Here is a 19,658-nt window from a genome sequence, read left to right on the forward strand (position 1 = left end):
AAGCAATACATTAGTATCGTATAAAATGATAAACTACTCATATTTAATTTTGTTATAGACAAAGATCCTGATGATATCTTAAATAATGAAATAAAAAATAAAAATAATATAATCACCAAGATTATTCTAAATATAATCATAGATTTACCTACTTAAATCTTTCGCAACTTTACTTGCTCTACTACTCCAAGTATTTTCTTTTAAAAAATCAATACAATTTATATGCTTATTATAAATATCCTTATAATTTAGTAATAAATCTTTTAATAAATTGTTTAGATTTATATCATTATAATCAATAACCCATCCTATGTTACTTTCTTTTATACTTTCACTTATAGCAATATTATCCGAACAAATAATTGGGCAAACATGCCCAATATATTCAAATACCTTTATAGGCACAGCTAATTTCATATAATCATTATCTTTAAAATATGCCAAACATAAATCTGTTTTCATATAATAATCCTCAAGTTCAATACCAGACTTATGAATTACTTTTATGTTATCATTTAAATAATCTCTATAAAGATAGCTATATTTTTCCCATTCTGATTTTCTACAACATATTGTTAATAAAATATTGTCAAATTTAGAAACCATTTTAACAAAATCTATAAAATTATAATTTCCAAAAATTCCACCCACATAAAATACTCTTAATTTCCCATCATAATTATCAAGACGATTCTTATAAAAATTTTGTTTTGAAATAATAAAATTTTCACTATAGGAAGAACCTGGAAGTAAAATATCTGTTAAACTTTCTAATTTTTTACTATTTATGTATTTAGATAATTTATTGCTTGGAAGATAAAACTTATCTACAAGACTTTTATATTTTAATAAATCATATCTATAAGATATTTTTGCAAAAAATTTCTTAATTCCATTAACTTGTTTATTATAAACTGGAAATTTCCAATGCATATCTCTATAAAATAAACCTATTTTTATTCCATGATTTTTGCAAAATTTAAAGAAACCAAAATCTAAATTTGGATATAAAGGAAGGTGATTTTTTTCTGTCAATAATGTTGGCATAGTTGAGCTTTCTGAATATAAAAAATCATATTTAATTCCGTTTTTTATATTATTCTTAATTTTATTTATAGATTCTTTTCTTTCTTTTCCATATCCCATTACAACATCAACATCATAACCAATATCTTTAAATGCTTGTATCATCATCCTAGGTCTAACTTGTGAACCTGACAATGACTTTTCATCAAGTTTATTAGGAATATGAAATATACATCTTTTTTTATTTTCCAAATTCTCACCTTCTTTATATCAAACTTACTATTTAATATTTTTTGCTATCAAATCCAACTCTTTTTTCATAGTTTTTTCTTTATAATATCTTGTATCTTTAACTGTATGATAATCGTAATCTTTAAATTTATCCAATGTATCAATATTATCATTATCAATTAAATAAGCATTGTTAAACCCATCAAATATTTCCCTACACACTTTTATATCAGAAGTTATTACTGGCATACCAAATGCCGCCATCTCACAAGTCATTAAACCTTGTGTATCTTCCCTTGTAGGCATTAAAGCAAATTTGGAGTTTTGTAAGTAATTTATCATATCATTATGACTAAGAGTATTATTTATCCACTCAATATTTTCAGATTTTTTATAGTGGTTAAAATACTCTCCCTTACCAACCAAAAGAAATTTTGCATCTGAAGTATTTTTAGCAAGTTCATTAACAAGGTCTACACAATATTTAGAACCATCTAAATTCGACCTTATTGTTATAAAATCATATTTCTTTTCACATTTATCATCAAATGTTTCTCTTTCAAAAACTTCTCCAACACAGTTATTTATCACATAACAAGAATCTTCAAATTCATCACGATTAAGTTTTGTGTTTTTAAAAAATTCATCTTTTATCCAATTACTTACAAAAACGAAGCTTGATTTATCTTTGATTTTTGGTAAGTAATTCCTCCAAATTTTAAGTTTAAAATTATCGTATGCATTTTGAAGATTTTCTTTAATTTTATTTCTTTTGATATAAGGAAAAGGATCAGGATAAGCTTCGTTTAATTTTAAAACCTCATGACCATGATAGAAAAATATTATCTTTTTAAATTTATCGCTATTTTTTCGTAGAAATCTATAATGATTTCTAACATTGGATGCATGAATAATTAACAAATCAAATTTTTTATCTGATGAATAATAATCAGTTTCGCTTAAAACCTCAATTCCATCTTTTTTATATTTATTTTTAGTTGCAAAATTCAAAACAGTAACATCATATCCATTTTTTATATACGTTAAATTTCTATTATGCACGAACATAGATGCTACATTTCCATTATTATCCGGATAACCTTGCACTAAAACTAAGATTTTCATATTATCTCCTTATAAAATAATTTTATTTGAATGACTTAATGATTATATCTAAATCTTCTTTGCTCAAATATGGATGCATAGGTAGTGAAAATACACTCTTACAAAGATTTTCTGAATTTTTAAGTGATACTGGTGTAAGCTTATTATTTTCAAATGCTTTTTGTTGACTTAATCCTCTTGGATAATAAATATTTGTAGGAATTTCTTTTTTGGATAAGTCTTCCCTTAATTTATCTTTTTGCTCTTCATTCTCAGCGATTACTGTATATTGAGCAAAACTAGAATAAAAGTTTTTTGGTATTTTTGGCAATTTAATATTTATATTATTTTCCTCAATAATTTCTTTTAAGTGTTTAGAATAATAATCATAAACTTCATTTACTAAGTCAAGTTCATCACTTACAAAAAATTTAAATTTTTCATTTAAAATTGCTGCTTGAACTGTATCTAATCTTGAGTTCATACCTACTCTTACATTGTTATATTTATGATCTCCTTTTCCATGCACTTTTAGAGATTCTAGTAAATTTTTCAAATCTTCATCATCCACAAATATAGCTCCACCATCTCCATAACATCCTAGAGGTTTAGCAGGGAAAAATGATGTTGTTGAAGCATCTCCAAAAGAGCAAGCTCTATTTATTTTTCCATCAATTTCTATATGACCACCAAATCCTTGAGCTCCATCTTCTAACACTTTTAAATTATATTTTTTAGCTATAGGTAAAATTTTTGGATAATCTGCTGGTAGACCAAATAAATCAACAGGAATTATAGCTTTAGCTGATAATTTTCCATCTTCAATTACTTTTTCAATTGCTTGTTCTAATGATGATGTATCAATATTAAAAGTATCTGTATTAACATCTACAAAAACAGGTGTTGCTCCTACCCTCGATACAACTTCTGCTGTAGAAAAAAATGTAAAATCAGGAACAAAAACTGCATCGCCTTCTTTTATTCCCCATGCTAACAAAACTAGTTCCAATGCATCTGTACCATTTGCACATGTTATACAATATTTTCTGCCTACATAATCAGCTAGATTTTTTTCTAATTCTTTTACTGGATTACCACCTATAAATTGAGAAGATAATAATACTTTTTCTATTGATTTATCTATATTTTCTTTATGATTTAAATATTGAGTTTTTAAATCTCTAAACTCCATTTACTCGTCCCCTTTTTTTAAAATATTTCCATACTCATCAACTTTTGCATAAAATCTTGCAGGAATTCCCATCACAAGTTCATAATCATCAATATCACGAGTTACTAATGCACCTGCTGCAACCATAGAATTTTTACCTAACGTATTTCCACAAACTACAGTTGCATTTGCACCTATGCTTGCTCCCTCTTTCACTAGAGTTTTTTTATAATTATCTTTTCCCTTTGGATATCTTGCTCTTGGTGTCAAATCATTTGTGAAAACACAAGATGGTCCACAAAAAACACCATCTTCTAAAGTAACTGCTGAATATATAGATACATTATTTTGTATTTTACAATTATCCCCAATTACTACATTTTCTCCAATAAAAACATTTTGACCTAAGGAGCAATTTTTTCCAATTTTTGCCCCTTTAGAAACATGACAAAAATGCCAAATTTTAGTATTTTCTCCTATTTCAACACCATCGTCTACTATAGAGCTTTCATGAACATAATAAGTCACTAAAATTCTCCTTCAAAGTCAGTTGATGCACAATTTTCTAATGGCAATTTCACAGATTTTCCTGTAAATGATGATTTATATATAGCCAATACTATTTCCAAAGCATTTTTTCCATCTACAGCTGTTATATATGGATCTCTATCATCTTGTATTGCTTCTATCATATCTTTAAATAAAGATGTATGTCCATTTCCATACACATTTTCTGTTTCTTCTTTTAAGCCTATATTGTTTTGATCATCAGCATCCTCATCTTTAAAATTCCAAACGTCAATATTATTTGTAGATTTTCCACCAATTTTTACAGTTCCGTCTTCTCCAAATAAATATAAAGTTTCTTCCAAATTTTGAGGATATACATTAACTGTTCCTTCAACTGTAGCTACGGCTCCGTTTTTAAATTTGAGTACAGCCATTCCTATATCTTCACATTCTAAGTAGTCATGAAATTGTTGCTTTGTTACTCCATATACTTCTTCAACTTCTTCTCCAAGCATCCATCTTAACAAATCTATTCCATGGATGCATTGGTTCATTAAGCAACCACCATCAGATTCCCATTTTCCTCTCCAAGGTGCTTGATCATAATAGTTTTTATTTCTATTCCATCTAACATGAATTGATCCATGAGATAATCTCCCAAATCTTCCTTCATCCATTGCTTGTCTTGTTTTATGAACAGCTATGTTAAATCTATTTTGATGACAAACTGATACTTTTACATTTTTTTCTTTACTTAAATTTATAATTTTATTTGCATCTTCCATTGACATTGCCATTGGTTTTTCAATTATTACATTAATTCCATTTTCAATACAATATAAAGCTATTTCTGCATGAATTCCGCTTTCTGTTGCAATGCTTACAAAATCTAAATCTAGATTTTCATCTATCATTTTTTTGTAATCACTATATTTTTTGAAGTCTTTATTGTATTTTGTTTTTTCTACTAGCTGATCAATTTTTTCAAGTTTTATATCACAAGCTGCAACCATATCTATATTGTTTTCTACAACTGCTTTGATATGATTTACTGCTATACGTCCACATCCAATTAGTGCATATTTCATTTATTATTTCCTTTCTGAATATGATTTATATAATAAATCAACTATTTTCATTGCTGAGTTGCCATCTCCAAATGGTCTATAATTATCATTTATTTTTTGAATTTTATTTAAATTATTTAAAATCTCACTTTTAATAGGCTTTGATAAATTATTCCTATTTTCAACCATTGTTTCTGGCCAACACTCAAAGTCAAGAAGTGTTACACATTTTTTATTTGCAAAGAAAGCTTCTCTTTGTAGACCACCAGAATCTGTTACAATTTTTTCTGCATTTTTTACTAAACAAGTGCTTTCTAAATATCCTACTGGTTCACACAATATTATATTTTTGAAATTGTATAAATTGTTAAGTCTTAATGCTCTTTTTTTATTTCTAGGATGAACCGGATAGATAGTAGGGAAATCTAAATCATTCATTGCCTTAAATATTTCTAGTAGAGTTTGATCATCTTTCGTATTTTCTTCTCTATGACAAGTTAGATAGTAAAATTTCTTAGGTACATCTATTTCTTCTCCAAATAATGTATTTAATTTAATATCTTTAACATTTAAAATCTTACTATATTTATCAAATGCATCATACATTGGATCCCCTACTAAGAAACTATTATTGGATAGTCCCTCTTTTTTTAATTCATCGTATCCACTTTTTGTACTAGCAAGCAAAAGACTTGATACATGATCTGTACATATCCTATTTATTTCTTCTGGATTTGTCATAGAATGAGTTCTTGCACCTGCTTCAACATGACAAACTGGAATATGAAGTTTTGCTGCTGATAATGCTGCTGCAAGAGTAGAATTTGTATCTCCATAAACCAATAGATAATCAGGAGATTCTTTTTCCAATACTTTTTCAATTTCGATCATCATTTTTCCTGTCATTTCAGCATGACTCCCACCAGATATTCCTAAATTATAATTTGGCTTAGGTATATCTAATTCTTCAAAAAATTTTTCTGACATATTGTAGTCATAATGTTGACCAGTATGGACAAGAATTTCTGTATATTTTTTTCTAAGCTCATGTGATACTACTGCAGCTTTTATAAATTGAGGCCTTGCTCCAACAACAGTTAATATTTTCATATTATCTCCCTATTATTTCTAAAGGACATCTATTTTATCTCTATTTTTTACATTTACTAAAGCATTTTTTGTATCAAATACACGTTTAGATAACTTACAAATTCTTTCGTAATCTACTTTTGAGTGATTTGTTGTTACTACAATTAGATCTGATTCTTTGATTGTTTCATCGCTTAATTCTTTAAGTCCATCTGAATATAGTTTTCCTTTGTACTTATATTCTGTAATATATGGATCATAGAATTTTACATTAGCTCCATAAGCTTTTAATTTGTCGATTACTTCTAATGATGGGCTTTCTCTATAATCATCAATATCTGCTTTATATGCAATTCCTAAAACTAAAACATTAGCTCCATTGAGAGATTTTTTATCTTTATTTAGTATTTCCATACTTCTATCAATTACATATTGTGGCATTTTATCATTTATAATCATAGAACTTTCAATCATAGATGTGTGGAATTTATATTCTTTTGCTTTCCATGTTAAATAATATGGATCTAAAGGTATACAATGTCCACCTAGACCAGGACCTGGATAAAATGGCATAAAGCCGTATGGTTTTGTTGATGCTGCTTTAATAACTTCCCATATATCTATATCCATTTCATGACATAAAATTGCTAACTCATTTACAAGTCCTATATTTACATTTCTAAATGTGTTTTCAAGAATTTTTTCCATCTCTGCAACTGCAGGACTTGTAACTTTATAAACGTCTCCCTCTAGTACTTCATTATATACTGCCGCTATTGAATCTAGTGCATCTTGGCCTATAGCACCAACTACTTTTGGAGTATTCTTAGTTTTATAAACCGCATTACCTGGATCTACTCTTTCAGGTGAAAAACCTAGATAGAAATCTTCTTCACATTTTAATCCTGATTCTTTTTCAAGAATTGGTTTAATTAATTCTTCTGTTGTACCTGGATAAGTTGTTGATTCTAATACAATCATTGTATCTTTGCTCATGTGTTTTCCGATCTCTGTAGCACTTGATTTAACATAATCTAACTCTGGTGCTTGATGCGCATTTAAAGGAGTAGGTACGCAGATAGCTATAAAATCCATATCTTTTATAAATGAATAATCTGTTGTCGCCTTTAATTTGCCTTCATCAACTAATTGTTTCATTTTTTCAGGAATTACATCGCCTATATAATTAATTCCATTATTTACTTTTTCTACCTTTTCAGCTTGAACATCAAATCCTGTTGTTTCAAATCCAGCCCCTGCTTTTTCTACAGCAAGTGGCAAACCAACATATCCTAATCCTACTACGCCTATTTTTAATGATTTGTCTTTAATTTTTTCTAAAATTTTGTTTTTGTCCATTTTTATTCTCCTTTTTTGTTACATTTCCAATTACACCTAATAATTTATTTGTTAAATTAACATAATCATAATTTATTGAAGCTTTTCTTGCATTTAAACCTTTTTTGATACGTATATCCTCATTATCAGAAATTTTTTCTATTAGTTTTGCTAATTCATCTGGCTTTTGCTCATTGAGAACATAACCACAATCATATTTTTCTATTATTAAAAATTTACCTGGAAAAGTTTGAATTGTAGGCTTACCAGATGCTAGATACTCAAATAATTTATTTTGACTTCCACCATATTTCATTATACCTGACGATTTATAATGCAATAAATTAAATGTAGATTTTGTTAAAATATAAGGTATGTATTTTTTTTCTACTCTTCCCATAAATTTAACATTATTTATATTCTCATTTTTGCACTTTTTCTCTAGATTTTCCTTTTCATTTCCATCTCCATATATTATAAATCTAATTTTATTATTTTTTATAATTTTAGCAGTTTCCAAAATGAAATCTAAATCATTAACTTTTCTAATTGAGCCTGTATATACTATATTTATAAAATTCTTATCTTCTAGTATTTTGTCATTGAGAATATCTTTTTTTGCACTTACATCAAATTTTTCCAGCTCAACTCCATTATTAACATAATGAATTTTTTCAGAACCAATATAATCAATCCACCCCATATCTTCGATATATTTTGGACCGCCTGGCATTGTGAATATTAAAGCAGATGATTTTTTATATATCCATCTTTCTCCTTTGTATAAAATTTTTTCTAACAAAGAATTTCTTTTAACATATCCATATTCTATTAAACTTTCTGGCCATAAATCTCTGACTTCACAAATACACGGTACATTTAATTTTTTCGATAAATAGTTTCCTACAATCATTGTTAAAGGATGTGGTGAGGAAGCAATTATTACATCAGGTTTACCTTTTTCTCTAGCTTCTTTTTTAGCAACCTTATACAAATTCTTAGCGAAGTCAAACATATTTATAACTCTATTTATGCCATTTCCTGTGGCAGAGTGAGTTCTTACATAAATAAAAGGCACTCCGCTTGATTGGTCTTTCTTGTATAAACTACCATCATTAATAATCTGTTCATTAGAATAGTGAAGATATGAGGATGCAAAAACTGTAGGATCGTGACCTTCTCTTATTAAATATTTAGAAAAATAATATGGTCTTGCAAGTCCTGTAGACGTTGGTGGAGTTGCATAATGATGAAAAAACCATATTTTATATTTTTTATTTTCTTTTGAATTTTCCATTCGCTTTACCTTTTCTATTTTGATACAGCTATAACTGTTTTTATCATAGTTTTTATATCTTTTGCAAGAGAAAAGTCTCTAACACTTTTTAAATTATATTTCATTTTTTCTGGCAATATTTTTTCTATATATATTTTATCTGTGTCAGTTTCATCTCTAAGCAAATTTGCTTCATCCTTATATTCTATGCTTGTTTCTGATGTTACTCCTGCTTTTAGCAATAGGGTTGCATACATTTCATTTGTATAATGCTTTACATAATATGGACTTTCAGGTCTTGTGCCTACAAAACTCATGTCTCCTTTTAAAATATTAAAAAGTTGAGGAATTTCATCAAGTCGATACTTCCTGAGTGTCTTTCCTATTTTTGTTATCCTATTATCATTACCTACAGTTACTTGACTACCTATTTTATCTGCATCTTTTACCATAGTTCTAAATTTATAAATCTGAAATTCTTTATTATACTGAGTTATTCTAGTAGACTTATATATAATTTCTCCTTTAGAATCTTTTTTTATTAAAATAGCTAGTATTATTAGTAATGGAAATAGTATTATTATCAATATTAAAGACATAATTATATCAAATATTCTTTTCAAGAATAAACTAACTTGTTTCTTTTTGAGAATTTTATAATATGATAGAATTTCATCTTTTCGCATTTCTAAAGGCAAATCATCCCATTTTTTCAACATCATTTTACCTTTTTATATATTTATTTGTTATAAATCTATAATTTTCAATTATATAATCAACTTCCTCATCAGTAAGTTTTGTATGAAGAGGTAAGGTTATTTCGTTTTTGTAGTGGTTATAGGCGTTTGGATAATCTTTTATATCAAATCCTAGATTTTTGTAGGCTGTTAGTAATGGAAGTGGCTTGTAGTGAACATTACATGCTATTCCTTTTTCTGCCATTTCTTCTATTATTTTGTTTCTTTGTTCTGTATCTATTCCTGGAACTTGTGTTATATAAAGATGTCCTGATGATTTATGATTTTGGTCAAAGTGGTTTAGAGTTTTTATTCCTAACGGTCTAAAGGCTTTGTCGTATTTTTCTATTATTTCTTTTCTTCTTTTTAAAAGTGTTGGATACCTTTTTACTTGGGCAAGTCCTATTCCTGCTAATACGTCTGTCATATTGCATTTGTACCAGGGTCCTACTATATCATATTCCCATGATCCAAGCTTTGTTTTGCTTAGGGCATCTTTTGATTGACCATGAAGGGATAATAATTGATATTTTTTGTAGAGTTTTTCGTTGTCTATTCCTTCTTTGTCTTTCCATGTTGCATATCCACCTTCTGCTGTTGTGAAATTTTTTACTGCATGGAAGGAAAAATTTGAAAAATCTGCTACTGATCCTACTTTTTTTTCTTTATACTCTGCTCCCAAAGCATGAGCTGCATCTGACATTACTATTATTCTGTTGTAGGCTTCTTGAATTTCGTTGTTTGCTTTAAATAAATTTTTCTTTTCTTCTACAATTTCAAATATTTTATCGTAATCGCAAGGAACTCCTCCCAAATCTATAGGAATTATTACTTTTGTTTTTTCGTTTATGGCTTCTTTTAATTTTTCGTAGTCCATTTCTAAATTTTCTTCTTGGGTATCTACTAAAACCAATTTTGCTCCAACGTGCTCTACTACTGAGGCTGTCGCTGTGTAAGTGTAGGCGCTTGTTATCACTTCATCGCCTTCTCCAATTCCTAAAACTCTAAGAGTCATTTCTGCCGCTGCTGTTTGAGAATTTAGGCAAACTCCTATATTTGTTCCTGTAAATTCTAGCAAATCTTTTTCTAATTTTTTGGTTTTTGGTCCTGTTGTTATCCAACCAGATTTTAAAGCATCTATTACTTCATTAATTTCTTCTTCGCTAATGTCTGGTGGTGAGAATGGTATGTTCATTTTTTTTGTCATTATTTATTACCCTTTCCTATAAACGTACTTATTAAATTATTTATCGTAACAACTATGTCTAATTCGTCTATATTTTCTTGGTTTATTACTTTATCCAATTTTTGGAAAAATTCTTCTCTTGAAAATTCTAATGGTCTTCCTACGGATATTCCTTCTACTTTTGTATCTGATAAAAGTTCTTCGTCCATTAGTCTTTCTTCGTATAATTTTTCTCCTGGTCTTAGGCCTGTGTATACTATTGGCATATCTATATCTGGTTTATATCCTGATAGTTTTATTAATTGTCTTGCCAAGTAATCTATTTTTACTGGCTCTCCCATATCTAGTACAAATATTTCTCCGCCTTGTGCCATTGAGCCTGCTTGTAATACTAATTTTACTGCTTCTTTTATGGTCATGAAATAGCGGATTATTTCTGGGTGGGTTACTGTTACTGGTCCACCTGATGCTATTTGTTCTTTGAAAAGTGGAATTACTGATCCGTTTGAACCTAGGACATTTCCAAATCTTACTGCTACAAATTCTGTTTTCGGATTTTTTTCTTGTAAGTAATCTTTTGGATTTATGGTGATTATTCTATCTCCATCGTTTATTGTTACTTTTGCAAGTTTTTCATATTCTTTGTTTGCTCTAATGTCATTTATTCCTTGGATTATTTTCTCGCAAACTCTTTTTGTTGCTCCCATTACTGATGTTGGATTTACTGCCTTGTCTGTTGAGATTAGAACAAATCTTTTTGCATCGTAGATTAATGAAAGTAGAGCTACTATGTAGGTTCCTCTTACGTTATTTTTTATTGCTTCTACTGGACTTACCTCCATTAATGGTACGTGTTTATGAGCTGCTGCGTGAAATATTATTTCTGGTTTGTAGGTTTCGAATACTTTTTTTACTCTTGCATAGTCTCTTACTGATCCTATTAGGGTAATGAATTTTAAATCTTTATTATTTCTTTTTAGCTCTTGTTCAATTTCATAGGCGTTGTTTTCGTATATATCAAATATTATCAAAAGTTTTGGTCCGTATTGGGCGATTTGTCTACAAAGCTCTGATCCAATTGAACCTCCACCGCCTGTAACAAGAACAACCTTGTCATTTAGGTAATCAAAAGTTTCGTTTGAAAATATTTTTACTGGATCACGTCCTAATAAATCTTCTATTTGGACATCTTTCATTCCTGACATAGAAACACTTCCTGAAACTAATTGGTATATTCCAGGTAGAACTTTTACTTCGCACTTTGTGTCATTGCATATTTGTAAAATTTCTCTTTTTTGGTTTTCTTGGGCTGATGGAAGTGCTACTAATATTAGATCTATGTCTTCCTTATTTACTAATTCATTTATTGACTCTCTTCCCCCATAAATAACCGTTCCGTCAATGTATTGACCTTTTTTTTCTGGATTATCGTCAATAAATGCAACTACTTTTATGCTTGTATTTTCCTGTCTGTTTGATTTGTTTATATCTTCTTTTATTGTCTGACCAGCTGATCCTGCCCCAATTATTATTGCTTTTTTAAATTCTGGATTTTTGTCTAATAGATTATATTTTCCTTGTATGAACATTTTTTTTGAAAATCTTAATGCCACTGTCATTGTGTATTGAATTAATAATCCAAAAACAAAATATGATATAGGCATTCTTCCAAATAATTTAGTGATTCCTAAAATATGGATTAGTCCTGATAGGATAACAGCTTGAGTAATTCTAATTAATTCATTATATGATATATATTCTAGAATGGATTTGTACATCCTAAAAAATGAATAAATCGCAATTGTGATTAGTGTATTAATAATTGCATAATTTTCAAAATTTTTTAAATATTCTAAAGGAATATTTGTAATACTTGCATCAAATCTAAAAATTAATGCAAAAAGATAAGATAAATTTATTATAGCAATGTCAAATATTAATAACGTTACGGTTTTTTTATTCAATAGTTTTTCAAAACTCATTTTAACCTCTTTTATAAACTATTTCTTCAATTTTCTATTTTTAAAAGAATTGATAATTTCTTCGAATTCAGGAACTTTAATTATTATTATACCTATAAAATAAACTAAACCACCAAGTAAAACTGATAAGCCAACGCTTAAAATTAAAGGCAATACTTTTATAGACACATTATAAGCCAATCTTGCAATTACACTCATAATAATTGAGATTATTATTAATTTAATTATAGAACCTATATTATATTTACTATCATTATTCCCATATTTTCTTTCAAAAATATATATGATAATTATACTTCCAATAGCAGTAGAAATTGTGGTTGATAATGCTAATCCATTTAATCCTATTAATTTTGATAGGACCACATTTAGAAAAATATTAATTAATTGTTGTAATAAAATTATTATTACAGGGGTTTTTGAATCTCCTAAAGAATAAAATCCTTTAGAAACAATTTCTGTAATCGCAGCAAAAATCACAAAAGGAGCATAGGATACTAAAAGTGATGCAACTATTTTTGTATCCTCACTTGTAAAAGCATTTCTTTCAAAAACCAATTTAATAATTGGATTTGAAAGGCTTATCATTCCAAATGTAGCTGGCAATATTAAAATCAAAGTAAAAATAATAGCTGACTTTATTTTATTATTCATTTCTAACATTTGTCCCTTTTGAGCAAGTCTAGCTATTTCAGGAAAAGACATAGTAGCAATAGTTGTAGTAACTACACCTGTTATAAATCCAAGCATAGTTTTAGCATAAAACAATTTAGATATACTTACTTTTCCAAAAATTGCTGAAGCCATAGAATTATCTACTATTAAAGAAACTTGGCTTGCAGCATTTGATAATATTATAGGCAATAATAAAACCATAAAATATTTTACATATTTATTTTTGAAATTTAATCCTAATTTATATTTGAATCCTAATTTTTTTGCAGCAAATGGGAATCTTGCAAATTGTAAAACATTTCCCAACAAGGCACCAACAATTAGAATATACGGATTACCAAATATCCCTGTCAATACTGTTGCTGCAATTATAAAAACATTCATAATTATAGCTATTAAAACTGGATCTACAAAATTATTATTTATGTTCAAATATCCCCTTATAACTCCACCATAGAGATAAGCAAAAGTTGAAAACATCATAATAATAGTGAAATTCGCAGCCATATCTAGCCATTCACCACTCAAATCTGGAGATAAAATTTTTGATACTGGCTTAGCTAAAACAATTATTATAAGGAAAGAAATTAGTCCATAAAACATTAAAACATTTACCAAATCATTAGTAAATTTGTTAGCCTCTTCTTCTCCTCCTTCATTTTTAGCTTTATTAAATGTAGGAATATATACAGAAAGTATTCCAGAGGCAACTATACTAAATATTACAGTTGGTATTGTTGTTGCAGTTGTATAAATTGATTTTAAATCTCCAGCGCCAATGAAAGCCGCCATGACAGCTTCCCTTGCAAAACCAAATATTTTAGATATTAAAGTTAAAATCATTATTAATATGGTTGTTTGACCCATTTATTTCCCCAATCTAATAAATAGAGAATAACTCTCTATTTATTACTACTTATTTTTATTATTTTTCAAAATCCCATCATGAACTTGGTCAATAGATTCTTCATCCGCTCTCATCATGTATAAATTACTTCCAGGCATTAGGTATGATGGTAGTCCTGGTTCGCTTGTTCCTGTTACGGCTTGGCTTTTTATTTTCCAGTCTTTGGCATCATCTATTTGCCCATTTACTAATTCTATCATTTTATCATAAGGCATATTTGTATTTACTGAATCAAGTGCAACTTCTGCAATCGAATTGAAATTCAAAAGTGTTTCTGTTGACAATAATTTTCTTATAATTCCTGTCATTACTCTCACTTGATTTTTTCCTCTATCAAAATCTCCCTCTGCAAGGTGGTACCTTTCTCTTGAATATGCCAAAGCCATATCTCCATTCATGTGAATTGTTCCTTGTGGGAAATATTTGCCACCATTGGTTTCAAAAGCAACAGGATTTTCAACATCTACTCCACCCAATAAATCTATAAGTTGTATAAGAGTTGTGAAATTTACTTTTGCATAATAGTCTATATTTATATCAAGGAAATTTTCCAAAGTTTTTATAGAAGTGTTTACTCCAAATAAACCTGCGTGAGTTAATTTATCATTTGCATAATCTCCCATTCCAGCTATATTTACATAAGTATCCCTTGGAATTGTTGTTATTAAAATTTTTCCTTTTTTAGGATTTACACTTACTATTAAATTCACGTCAGATCTTGATACAGTTGCAAGATCTCCATAAGTGTCTATTCCTGAAATATATACATTAAAACTTTGATCTTTTTCAACTTCATTGTTTTGATTTAATTTTTGATCTCCCTTAACAGAATAAGATTTTAAAACTCTAGTTTTTTGGCTAAATCCTTCAATATTATCGTCTAACATCTCCCTAAAGCCTTCATTTAATAAAACAGCTTGAACATTTCCATTAATTAAGCTATTACCCAAAGTTAAATAATCTCCCAAATCCTCAACATTTAAATCATCGCCTTTTTCTTTTTTGAATTTTTCTAAAGCTTGTTTAACATTTTCTTTGTCCACTTGCTTAGCTATGGCAACCTGATTTTCATTCAAATCATCCAATGTTTCAATTGGAGATTCTTTCAAAACAACGAAAGACATTTTTGTTTTATTCACTTCTTTTTTTTGATTGATTTTTTGAACAGTTTGTATTGAAGTACTTGCGTAAGAAATAAATAAGCCTTCCACTGCACTTACAAACAAAAGCACAATTATAAAAAAGGCTTTAATCGGTTTGCCAGCCTTTTTTCTTTTGAAAATCAATAAAGAAAATCCAAAAATAAGTAAAAATATAAGTCCCAAAACTATAAACCTATATTTCACTGGCAAAATGCTATATTTATTTAAAAAATAAAAAAATATTATGTATACAATAGTTGATAAAAAAATCGAAATTTTAGATATTAAGTTTTTAAACATATCTTCGGAAAATTCTCCTTACATTTAAAATTTGTAATTATTCTCAAACAATGATATAACAACTTGTATAATTTGTCAATAATAAAGCACTTCAAACATTTAAATTTTGCGATTTTCACAACTTTTAAAATTGATTTTTAAAATTTCTTTTATAATTTTTAAATAAACAAATAAAACTTCTTACTATAATATAAAAAACAAGTTATTATCGTTTTTTGCTTTGTTGAAAGTATAATATTTCCAAAGAAAGAGGTGACCTATGATATTAGATGAAAGAATATTTAAAGAATTAGAAAAAAATTATGAAAAAGATCCTAAAAATAAAGTTATTGAAAATGCCATTTCAAATATGGGGATAATGGAGGCTTCTTTAAATAAAAATATTATCAACAAACATGATTTTATTTTTTCTAATGAAGTTGAAACTAAAGATGTAACTAATCAAAAAAAGACTGGCAGATGTTGGATGTTTGCGGGGCTTAATATGATTAGAATGCATATTGCCAAAAAACTTAATATGGAAAAATTTGAGCTTTCTGAGTCTTTTCTTTATTTTTATGACAATATGGAAAAGGCAAATTTGTTTTTGCAAAGAGTTATTGATACAAAAAATTTGGATATTAAAGATAGAAAAGTTGAAGATGTTTTTTATTCAACACCAGAAGACGGGGGATATTTTGAATTTTTCTATTATTTGATAAAAAAATATGGAATTGTGCCAAAAACAAATATGGGCGAACTTTTCCATACAGAGGAATCTACTTTTATGTTTTATACTTTGGAAAATGCCCTCAAAAAAATCGCTATGGATATTAGAGCGACGGATGACGAAAAAGAAATTGAAATTTTAAGAAAAAAAGGTCTATCCTATGCCTACAATATTTTTGTAAAATCCATTGGAAAACCTGTTGAAAATTTTGATTTTAAATATTATGACAAGGACAACAATTACAAAATCGAAAAAGATATGACGCCAAAGAAATTTTTTGATAAGTACGTTGGGGATTTTTTTGATGGAAAAATAAAATTATTAAATGATCCAAGACATCCTTACAATAGGATTTTGGTTGATAAAAACGCAAAAAATGCAGTAGATTTGCCAGATCTTGTTGGAATTAATGTTGACATGGATACAATGAGTAAATCCGCTCAAAAATCCATAAAAAACAATGAAACAATGTGGTTTGCTTGCGATGTTGACATAGATAAAGACAGAGAAAGCGGAGTTATGGATGAGAATTTATTTAATTTTGACCAAACTTTTACCAATTTTGACAAAATGACAAAAGCACAAAGAATTGATTCTAGATATTCTTCAGCCTGCCACGCCATGAATCTTACAGGATTTGACAAAAAAGATAAAGACGTAAAATTTTGGAAAATTGAAAATTCATGGGGAGAAGATAATGGACACGACGGATATTTTTCTATGACTGACAAATGGTTTAGGGAAAATACTTTCGAGTTAATAGTCGACAAAAAATATTTAACCAAAAAAGTTTTGTCTGCCTTTGATAAGGAAAAAATCTATTATGATGAGTTTGACCCGATGTATAAAATGCTAAAAAATATAAAATAAAATCTTTGAAAAATAAATTTACAAAGCTGGGCTTAATACAAATAAAAAACCCAGCCTAAGCTGGGAAAATAAAGAAGAACGTTATACGGTATAAAATAAATAAGTCCGGGATTAAACAAAGTTCAACTTTATAAAATTTACAAAAGTAGTATTACTTCTTGTAAAAAATTATACCTCAGCAAATCGAAAAAGCAAGCGGAAACGATTTTTCCCGAAATGTTTTATGGCGTATTTTTATAATTAGAATAATAAAAATCCTAGAAATAAAGAAATTTATACTAGGATTTTTATTTATTAAAATTTCATTCTCAATTTTTATAATCTTAAAAGGTAATTTATTTTTCAATTATATCATTCACAGATGCAATACTTGATTTCCCAACCTCCAAAAGTTTATTTCTATCAAATATTTCATTTCTTGTGTTTGTATATTCCAAAACAGTAGCAAGATTTATTCCAGATATTATTTCTAATTTTCCTTTATAAATCTCTTCCTTTAGTAAACTTGAAACTATGTTGCTAGGAGTTCCATATAGTAAGTCACAAAAAACAACTACACCATCACCAGTGTCCACTTTGTCAATTTTATTTTTTAATTCTTCAATAAAACTCTTTAAGTCTTGATCTGGTAGTAGTGAAATGTATGAAAAATTTTCCAGCTCTCCAGAAAACATTTTTATAGCATCATACATTCCTTCTGCAAATTTCCCATGACTTGCAATTATAATTCCTCTCATATTCTTACATCCTAAAATATTCCAAAAAATGACAAGACAAGACTTACAGCTATTGTTGAAAAAATTAGTTTACTTATGCTGAAGTTTTTCTTGCCTATCAAATAGTAAAATAAGAATAAAACCAAGATTGTTAATATTCCTGGAAAAATTTTATCTAAATTTTCTTGAACGTTTATAGCAGCCTTCCCAAATCCAAAATTTAATTTGCTTTGTAAATTAACCATATTAGCTGATAAAGCCCCCATCATTCCCATACCAAGAATATTTGCTCCATACAATACATATCTCATTTGCTTTGAAGATAAAACATCTTTTATGGCATCACGACCTTTTTTATAAGTTAAATTTGTTGTAATAACCAACTCTGCCATCAAAATAGCATTTCCCAAAAATAACATTGGTAGAGCAAAAAAGGAACCTTTTACAGCCATAGTACTTGCAGCTAATATGCAAAGTGTTTGAAATGTTCCAGCACTAAAGGAATCTCCGAAAGCAGCAACCGGTCCCATAAGACCAGTTTTAATAGCCACTATTGCATCACTTGAAATTTTTCCTGTTCTAGCTTTTTCTTCCTCCATGGCAATTGTCAATCCTACAATCAATCCACCAGCTGTAGCATTTGTATTAAATAACTTCATATGACGAACAAGCGCTTCTTTTAATTCACTTTTTTCTGTATACAATTTTTTTAATATCGGCAAAAAAGCATAGGTAAAAGCTAAAGCTTGCATTCTCTCAAAATTAAGAGATAATTCAGTAGCAAAATACCACCTTCTCATAACCCTATTTATATCTTTTTGACTTATACTTATTTCTTTATTTTCACTCATTTTTAGCCTCCAATTTTTCATCTACTTCCTTTTTATTATAGACTAGTATAAAAGCAACACTTATTAAAATTGCACCAGCAACTAAATTATTTAATCCTAGAGCTTTTACCAAAATAAAGCCAATTATTGTATAAGGAATTAATTTTGGCTTACCAATAGAATTCATTATAAGAGCAAATCCTACAGCAGGCATAACATTTCCTGCAACTTCTAATCCATGAAGCATCCATTCTGGTATAAAAGCTAACAAATCTAGCATTACATTTTGTCCTAATAAAACCACTAAAAAAACTGGCAAAAACAATAAAGGAAAAGCTAATAAAGCTGGATACAAAATCGCATTTTTTTCTAATTTTTTAGTATCTACTTCTTCTACCGCCTTATCTGCTCCGTGTGCAAAACGTACATTAATAATTTTTCTTAAACTCATTAATTGTGCTCCAAGTAATCCCAAAGGAACTGCGAGAGCAATCGCTTGATCAACATTTAAATTAGCTGATAAAGCTAAAGGAATCATAGTGGTTGCCGCCATAGTTTGATCAGTTGGCATATTACCACCAGGAGCAATAATTCCAGCAAAAACAGCAGAAATACCTCCTCCTAAAATCAAACCTTGAGTTAAATTTCCGCTTATTATACCGGCGACAACCCCTACGAATATAGCATTTCCTATAAAAAATAAAGCAAAATATCCACCCAACATACTTCTTGAAATCCAATAAATTAGACCCATAGCAATAGCCATTATTAAAGCATTTTCCATACGATTCT

The 19,658-nt window shown here is 28.4% G+C and carries 17 protein-coding genes; 1 reads left to right on the forward strand and 16 read right to left on the reverse strand.

Annotation, left to right across the window (positions count from 1 at the left end; translation table 11 throughout):
• Positions 1 to 144 precede the first annotated feature (144 nt).
• From HMPREF3045_RS00910 to HMPREF3045_RS00970, 13 genes are read right to left on the reverse strand one after another with little or no spacing between them, the layout of a single operon-like run.
• Positions 145 to 1,278, reverse strand: coding sequence for a glycosyltransferase family protein (locus HMPREF3045_RS00910; RefSeq protein ID WP_070736762.1), 1,134 nt, complete (start codon positions 1,276 to 1,278; stop codon positions 145 to 147).
• 27 nt (positions 1,279 to 1,305) lie between these two features.
• On the reverse strand, positions 1,306 to 2,382 hold the full coding sequence (locus tag HMPREF3045_RS00915) for a glycosyltransferase family 4 protein (protein ID WP_070736763.1): 1,077 nt from the start codon (positions 2,380 to 2,382) through the stop codon (positions 1,306 to 1,308).
• Positions 2,383 to 2,404: 22 nt separating this feature from the next.
• A complete protein-coding gene (locus HMPREF3045_RS00920; protein ID WP_070736764.1) occupies positions 2,405 to 3,553 on the reverse strand; it encodes a DegT/DnrJ/EryC1/StrS family aminotransferase in 1,149 nt (382 codons plus the stop codon).
• A complete protein-coding gene (locus tag HMPREF3045_RS00925) occupies positions 3,554 to 4,060 on the reverse strand; it encodes an N-acetyltransferase (protein ID WP_070736765.1) in 507 nt (168 codons plus the stop codon).
• Entirely contained in the window at positions 4,060 to 5,130 is a 1,071-nt protein-coding gene (locus HMPREF3045_RS00930; protein ID WP_019118731.1) for a Gfo/Idh/MocA family protein, read from the reverse strand. Before HMPREF3045_RS00930 ends, HMPREF3045_RS00925 begins: the two co-directional genes overlap by 1 nt.
• 3 nt (positions 5,131 to 5,133) lie before the next feature.
• Positions 5,134 to 6,219: a non-hydrolyzing UDP-N-acetylglucosamine 2-epimerase gene (gene wecB / locus HMPREF3045_RS00935; protein WP_070736766.1), complete on the reverse strand. Its 1,086-nt coding sequence runs from the start codon at positions 6,217 to 6,219 to the stop codon at positions 5,134 to 5,136.
• Positions 6,220 to 6,237: 18 nt separating this feature from the next.
• On the reverse strand, positions 6,238 to 7,557 hold the full coding sequence (locus HMPREF3045_RS00940; RefSeq protein WP_070736767.1) for a nucleotide sugar dehydrogenase: 1,320 nt from the start codon (positions 7,555 to 7,557) through the stop codon (positions 6,238 to 6,240).
• Positions 7,526 to 8,833 carry a glycosyltransferase family 4 protein gene (locus tag HMPREF3045_RS00945; RefSeq protein WP_070736768.1) on the reverse strand — a complete coding sequence of 436 codons (1,308 nt, stop codon included), beginning with the start codon at positions 8,831 to 8,833 and terminating at the stop codon, positions 7,526 to 7,528. The genes HMPREF3045_RS00940 and HMPREF3045_RS00945 overlap by 32 nt, the downstream gene beginning before the upstream one ends.
• A gap of 14 nt (positions 8,834 to 8,847) precedes the next feature.
• The gene (locus HMPREF3045_RS00950) at positions 8,848 to 9,528 is read right to left on the reverse strand and encodes a sugar transferase (RefSeq protein WP_341465021.1); all 681 of its coding nucleotides are present in this window, start codon (positions 9,526 to 9,528) and stop codon (positions 8,848 to 8,850) included.
• Positions 9,529 to 9,535: 7 nt separating this feature from the next.
• Entirely contained in the window at positions 9,536 to 10,756 is a 1,221-nt protein-coding gene (locus HMPREF3045_RS00955; RefSeq protein WP_180362993.1) for a DegT/DnrJ/EryC1/StrS family aminotransferase, read from the reverse strand.
• Positions 10,756 to 12,717, reverse strand: coding sequence for a polysaccharide biosynthesis protein (locus HMPREF3045_RS00960; protein ID WP_070736770.1), 1,962 nt, complete (start codon positions 12,715 to 12,717; stop codon positions 10,756 to 10,758). The genes HMPREF3045_RS00955 and HMPREF3045_RS00960 overlap by 1 nt, the downstream gene beginning before the upstream one ends.
• 18 nt (positions 12,718 to 12,735) lie before the next feature.
• Positions 12,736 to 14,259 carry a murein biosynthesis integral membrane protein MurJ gene (gene murJ / locus HMPREF3045_RS00965; RefSeq protein ID WP_070736771.1) on the reverse strand — a complete coding sequence of 508 codons (1,524 nt, stop codon included), beginning with the start codon at positions 14,257 to 14,259 and terminating at the stop codon, positions 12,736 to 12,738.
• Between the two features lie 45 nt (positions 14,260 to 14,304).
• Positions 14,305 to 15,741 (reverse strand): LCP family protein, encoded by a 1,437-nt coding sequence (locus HMPREF3045_RS00970; protein ID WP_070736772.1) that lies wholly within the window; start codon positions 15,739 to 15,741, stop codon positions 14,305 to 14,307.
• Between the two features lie 259 nt (positions 15,742 to 16,000).
• On the opposite strand from HMPREF3045_RS00970, the gene HMPREF3045_RS00975 reads away from it, so the two are divergent.
• Positions 16,001 to 17,320 (forward strand): C1 family peptidase, encoded by a 1,320-nt coding sequence (locus tag HMPREF3045_RS00975; protein WP_070736773.1) that lies wholly within the window; start codon positions 16,001 to 16,003, stop codon positions 17,318 to 17,320.
• Positions 17,321 to 17,655: 335 nt separating this feature from the next.
• On the opposite strand, the gene HMPREF3045_RS00980 is transcribed toward HMPREF3045_RS00975, so the two are convergent.
• Genes HMPREF3045_RS00980 through HMPREF3045_RS00990 form a run of 3 tightly spaced genes read right to left on the reverse strand, consistent with a single transcriptional unit; the run spans position 17,656 to position 19,650 of the window.
• A complete protein-coding gene (locus HMPREF3045_RS00980; protein ID WP_070736774.1) occupies positions 17,656 to 18,057 on the reverse strand; it encodes a PTS sugar transporter subunit IIA in 402 nt (133 codons plus the stop codon).
• 11 nt (positions 18,058 to 18,068) lie between these two features.
• The gene (locus HMPREF3045_RS00985; protein ID WP_040401686.1) at positions 18,069 to 18,887 is read right to left on the reverse strand and encodes a PTS system mannose/fructose/sorbose family transporter subunit IID; all 819 of its coding nucleotides are present in this window, start codon (positions 18,885 to 18,887) and stop codon (positions 18,069 to 18,071) included.
• Positions 18,880 to 19,650 carry a PTS mannose/fructose/sorbose/N-acetylgalactosamine transporter subunit IIC gene (locus HMPREF3045_RS00990; protein WP_070642001.1) on the reverse strand — a complete coding sequence of 257 codons (771 nt, stop codon included), beginning with the start codon at positions 19,648 to 19,650 and terminating at the stop codon, positions 18,880 to 18,882. The genes HMPREF3045_RS00985 and HMPREF3045_RS00990 overlap by 8 nt, the downstream gene beginning before the upstream one ends.
• Between the last annotated feature and the right edge of the window lie 8 nt (positions 19,651 to 19,658).

The sequence above is a fragment of the Anaerococcus sp. HMSC075B03 genome, from assembly GCF_001815585.1.
GTDB lineage: Bacteria > Bacillota > Clostridia > Tissierellales > Peptoniphilaceae > Anaerococcus > Anaerococcus vaginalis.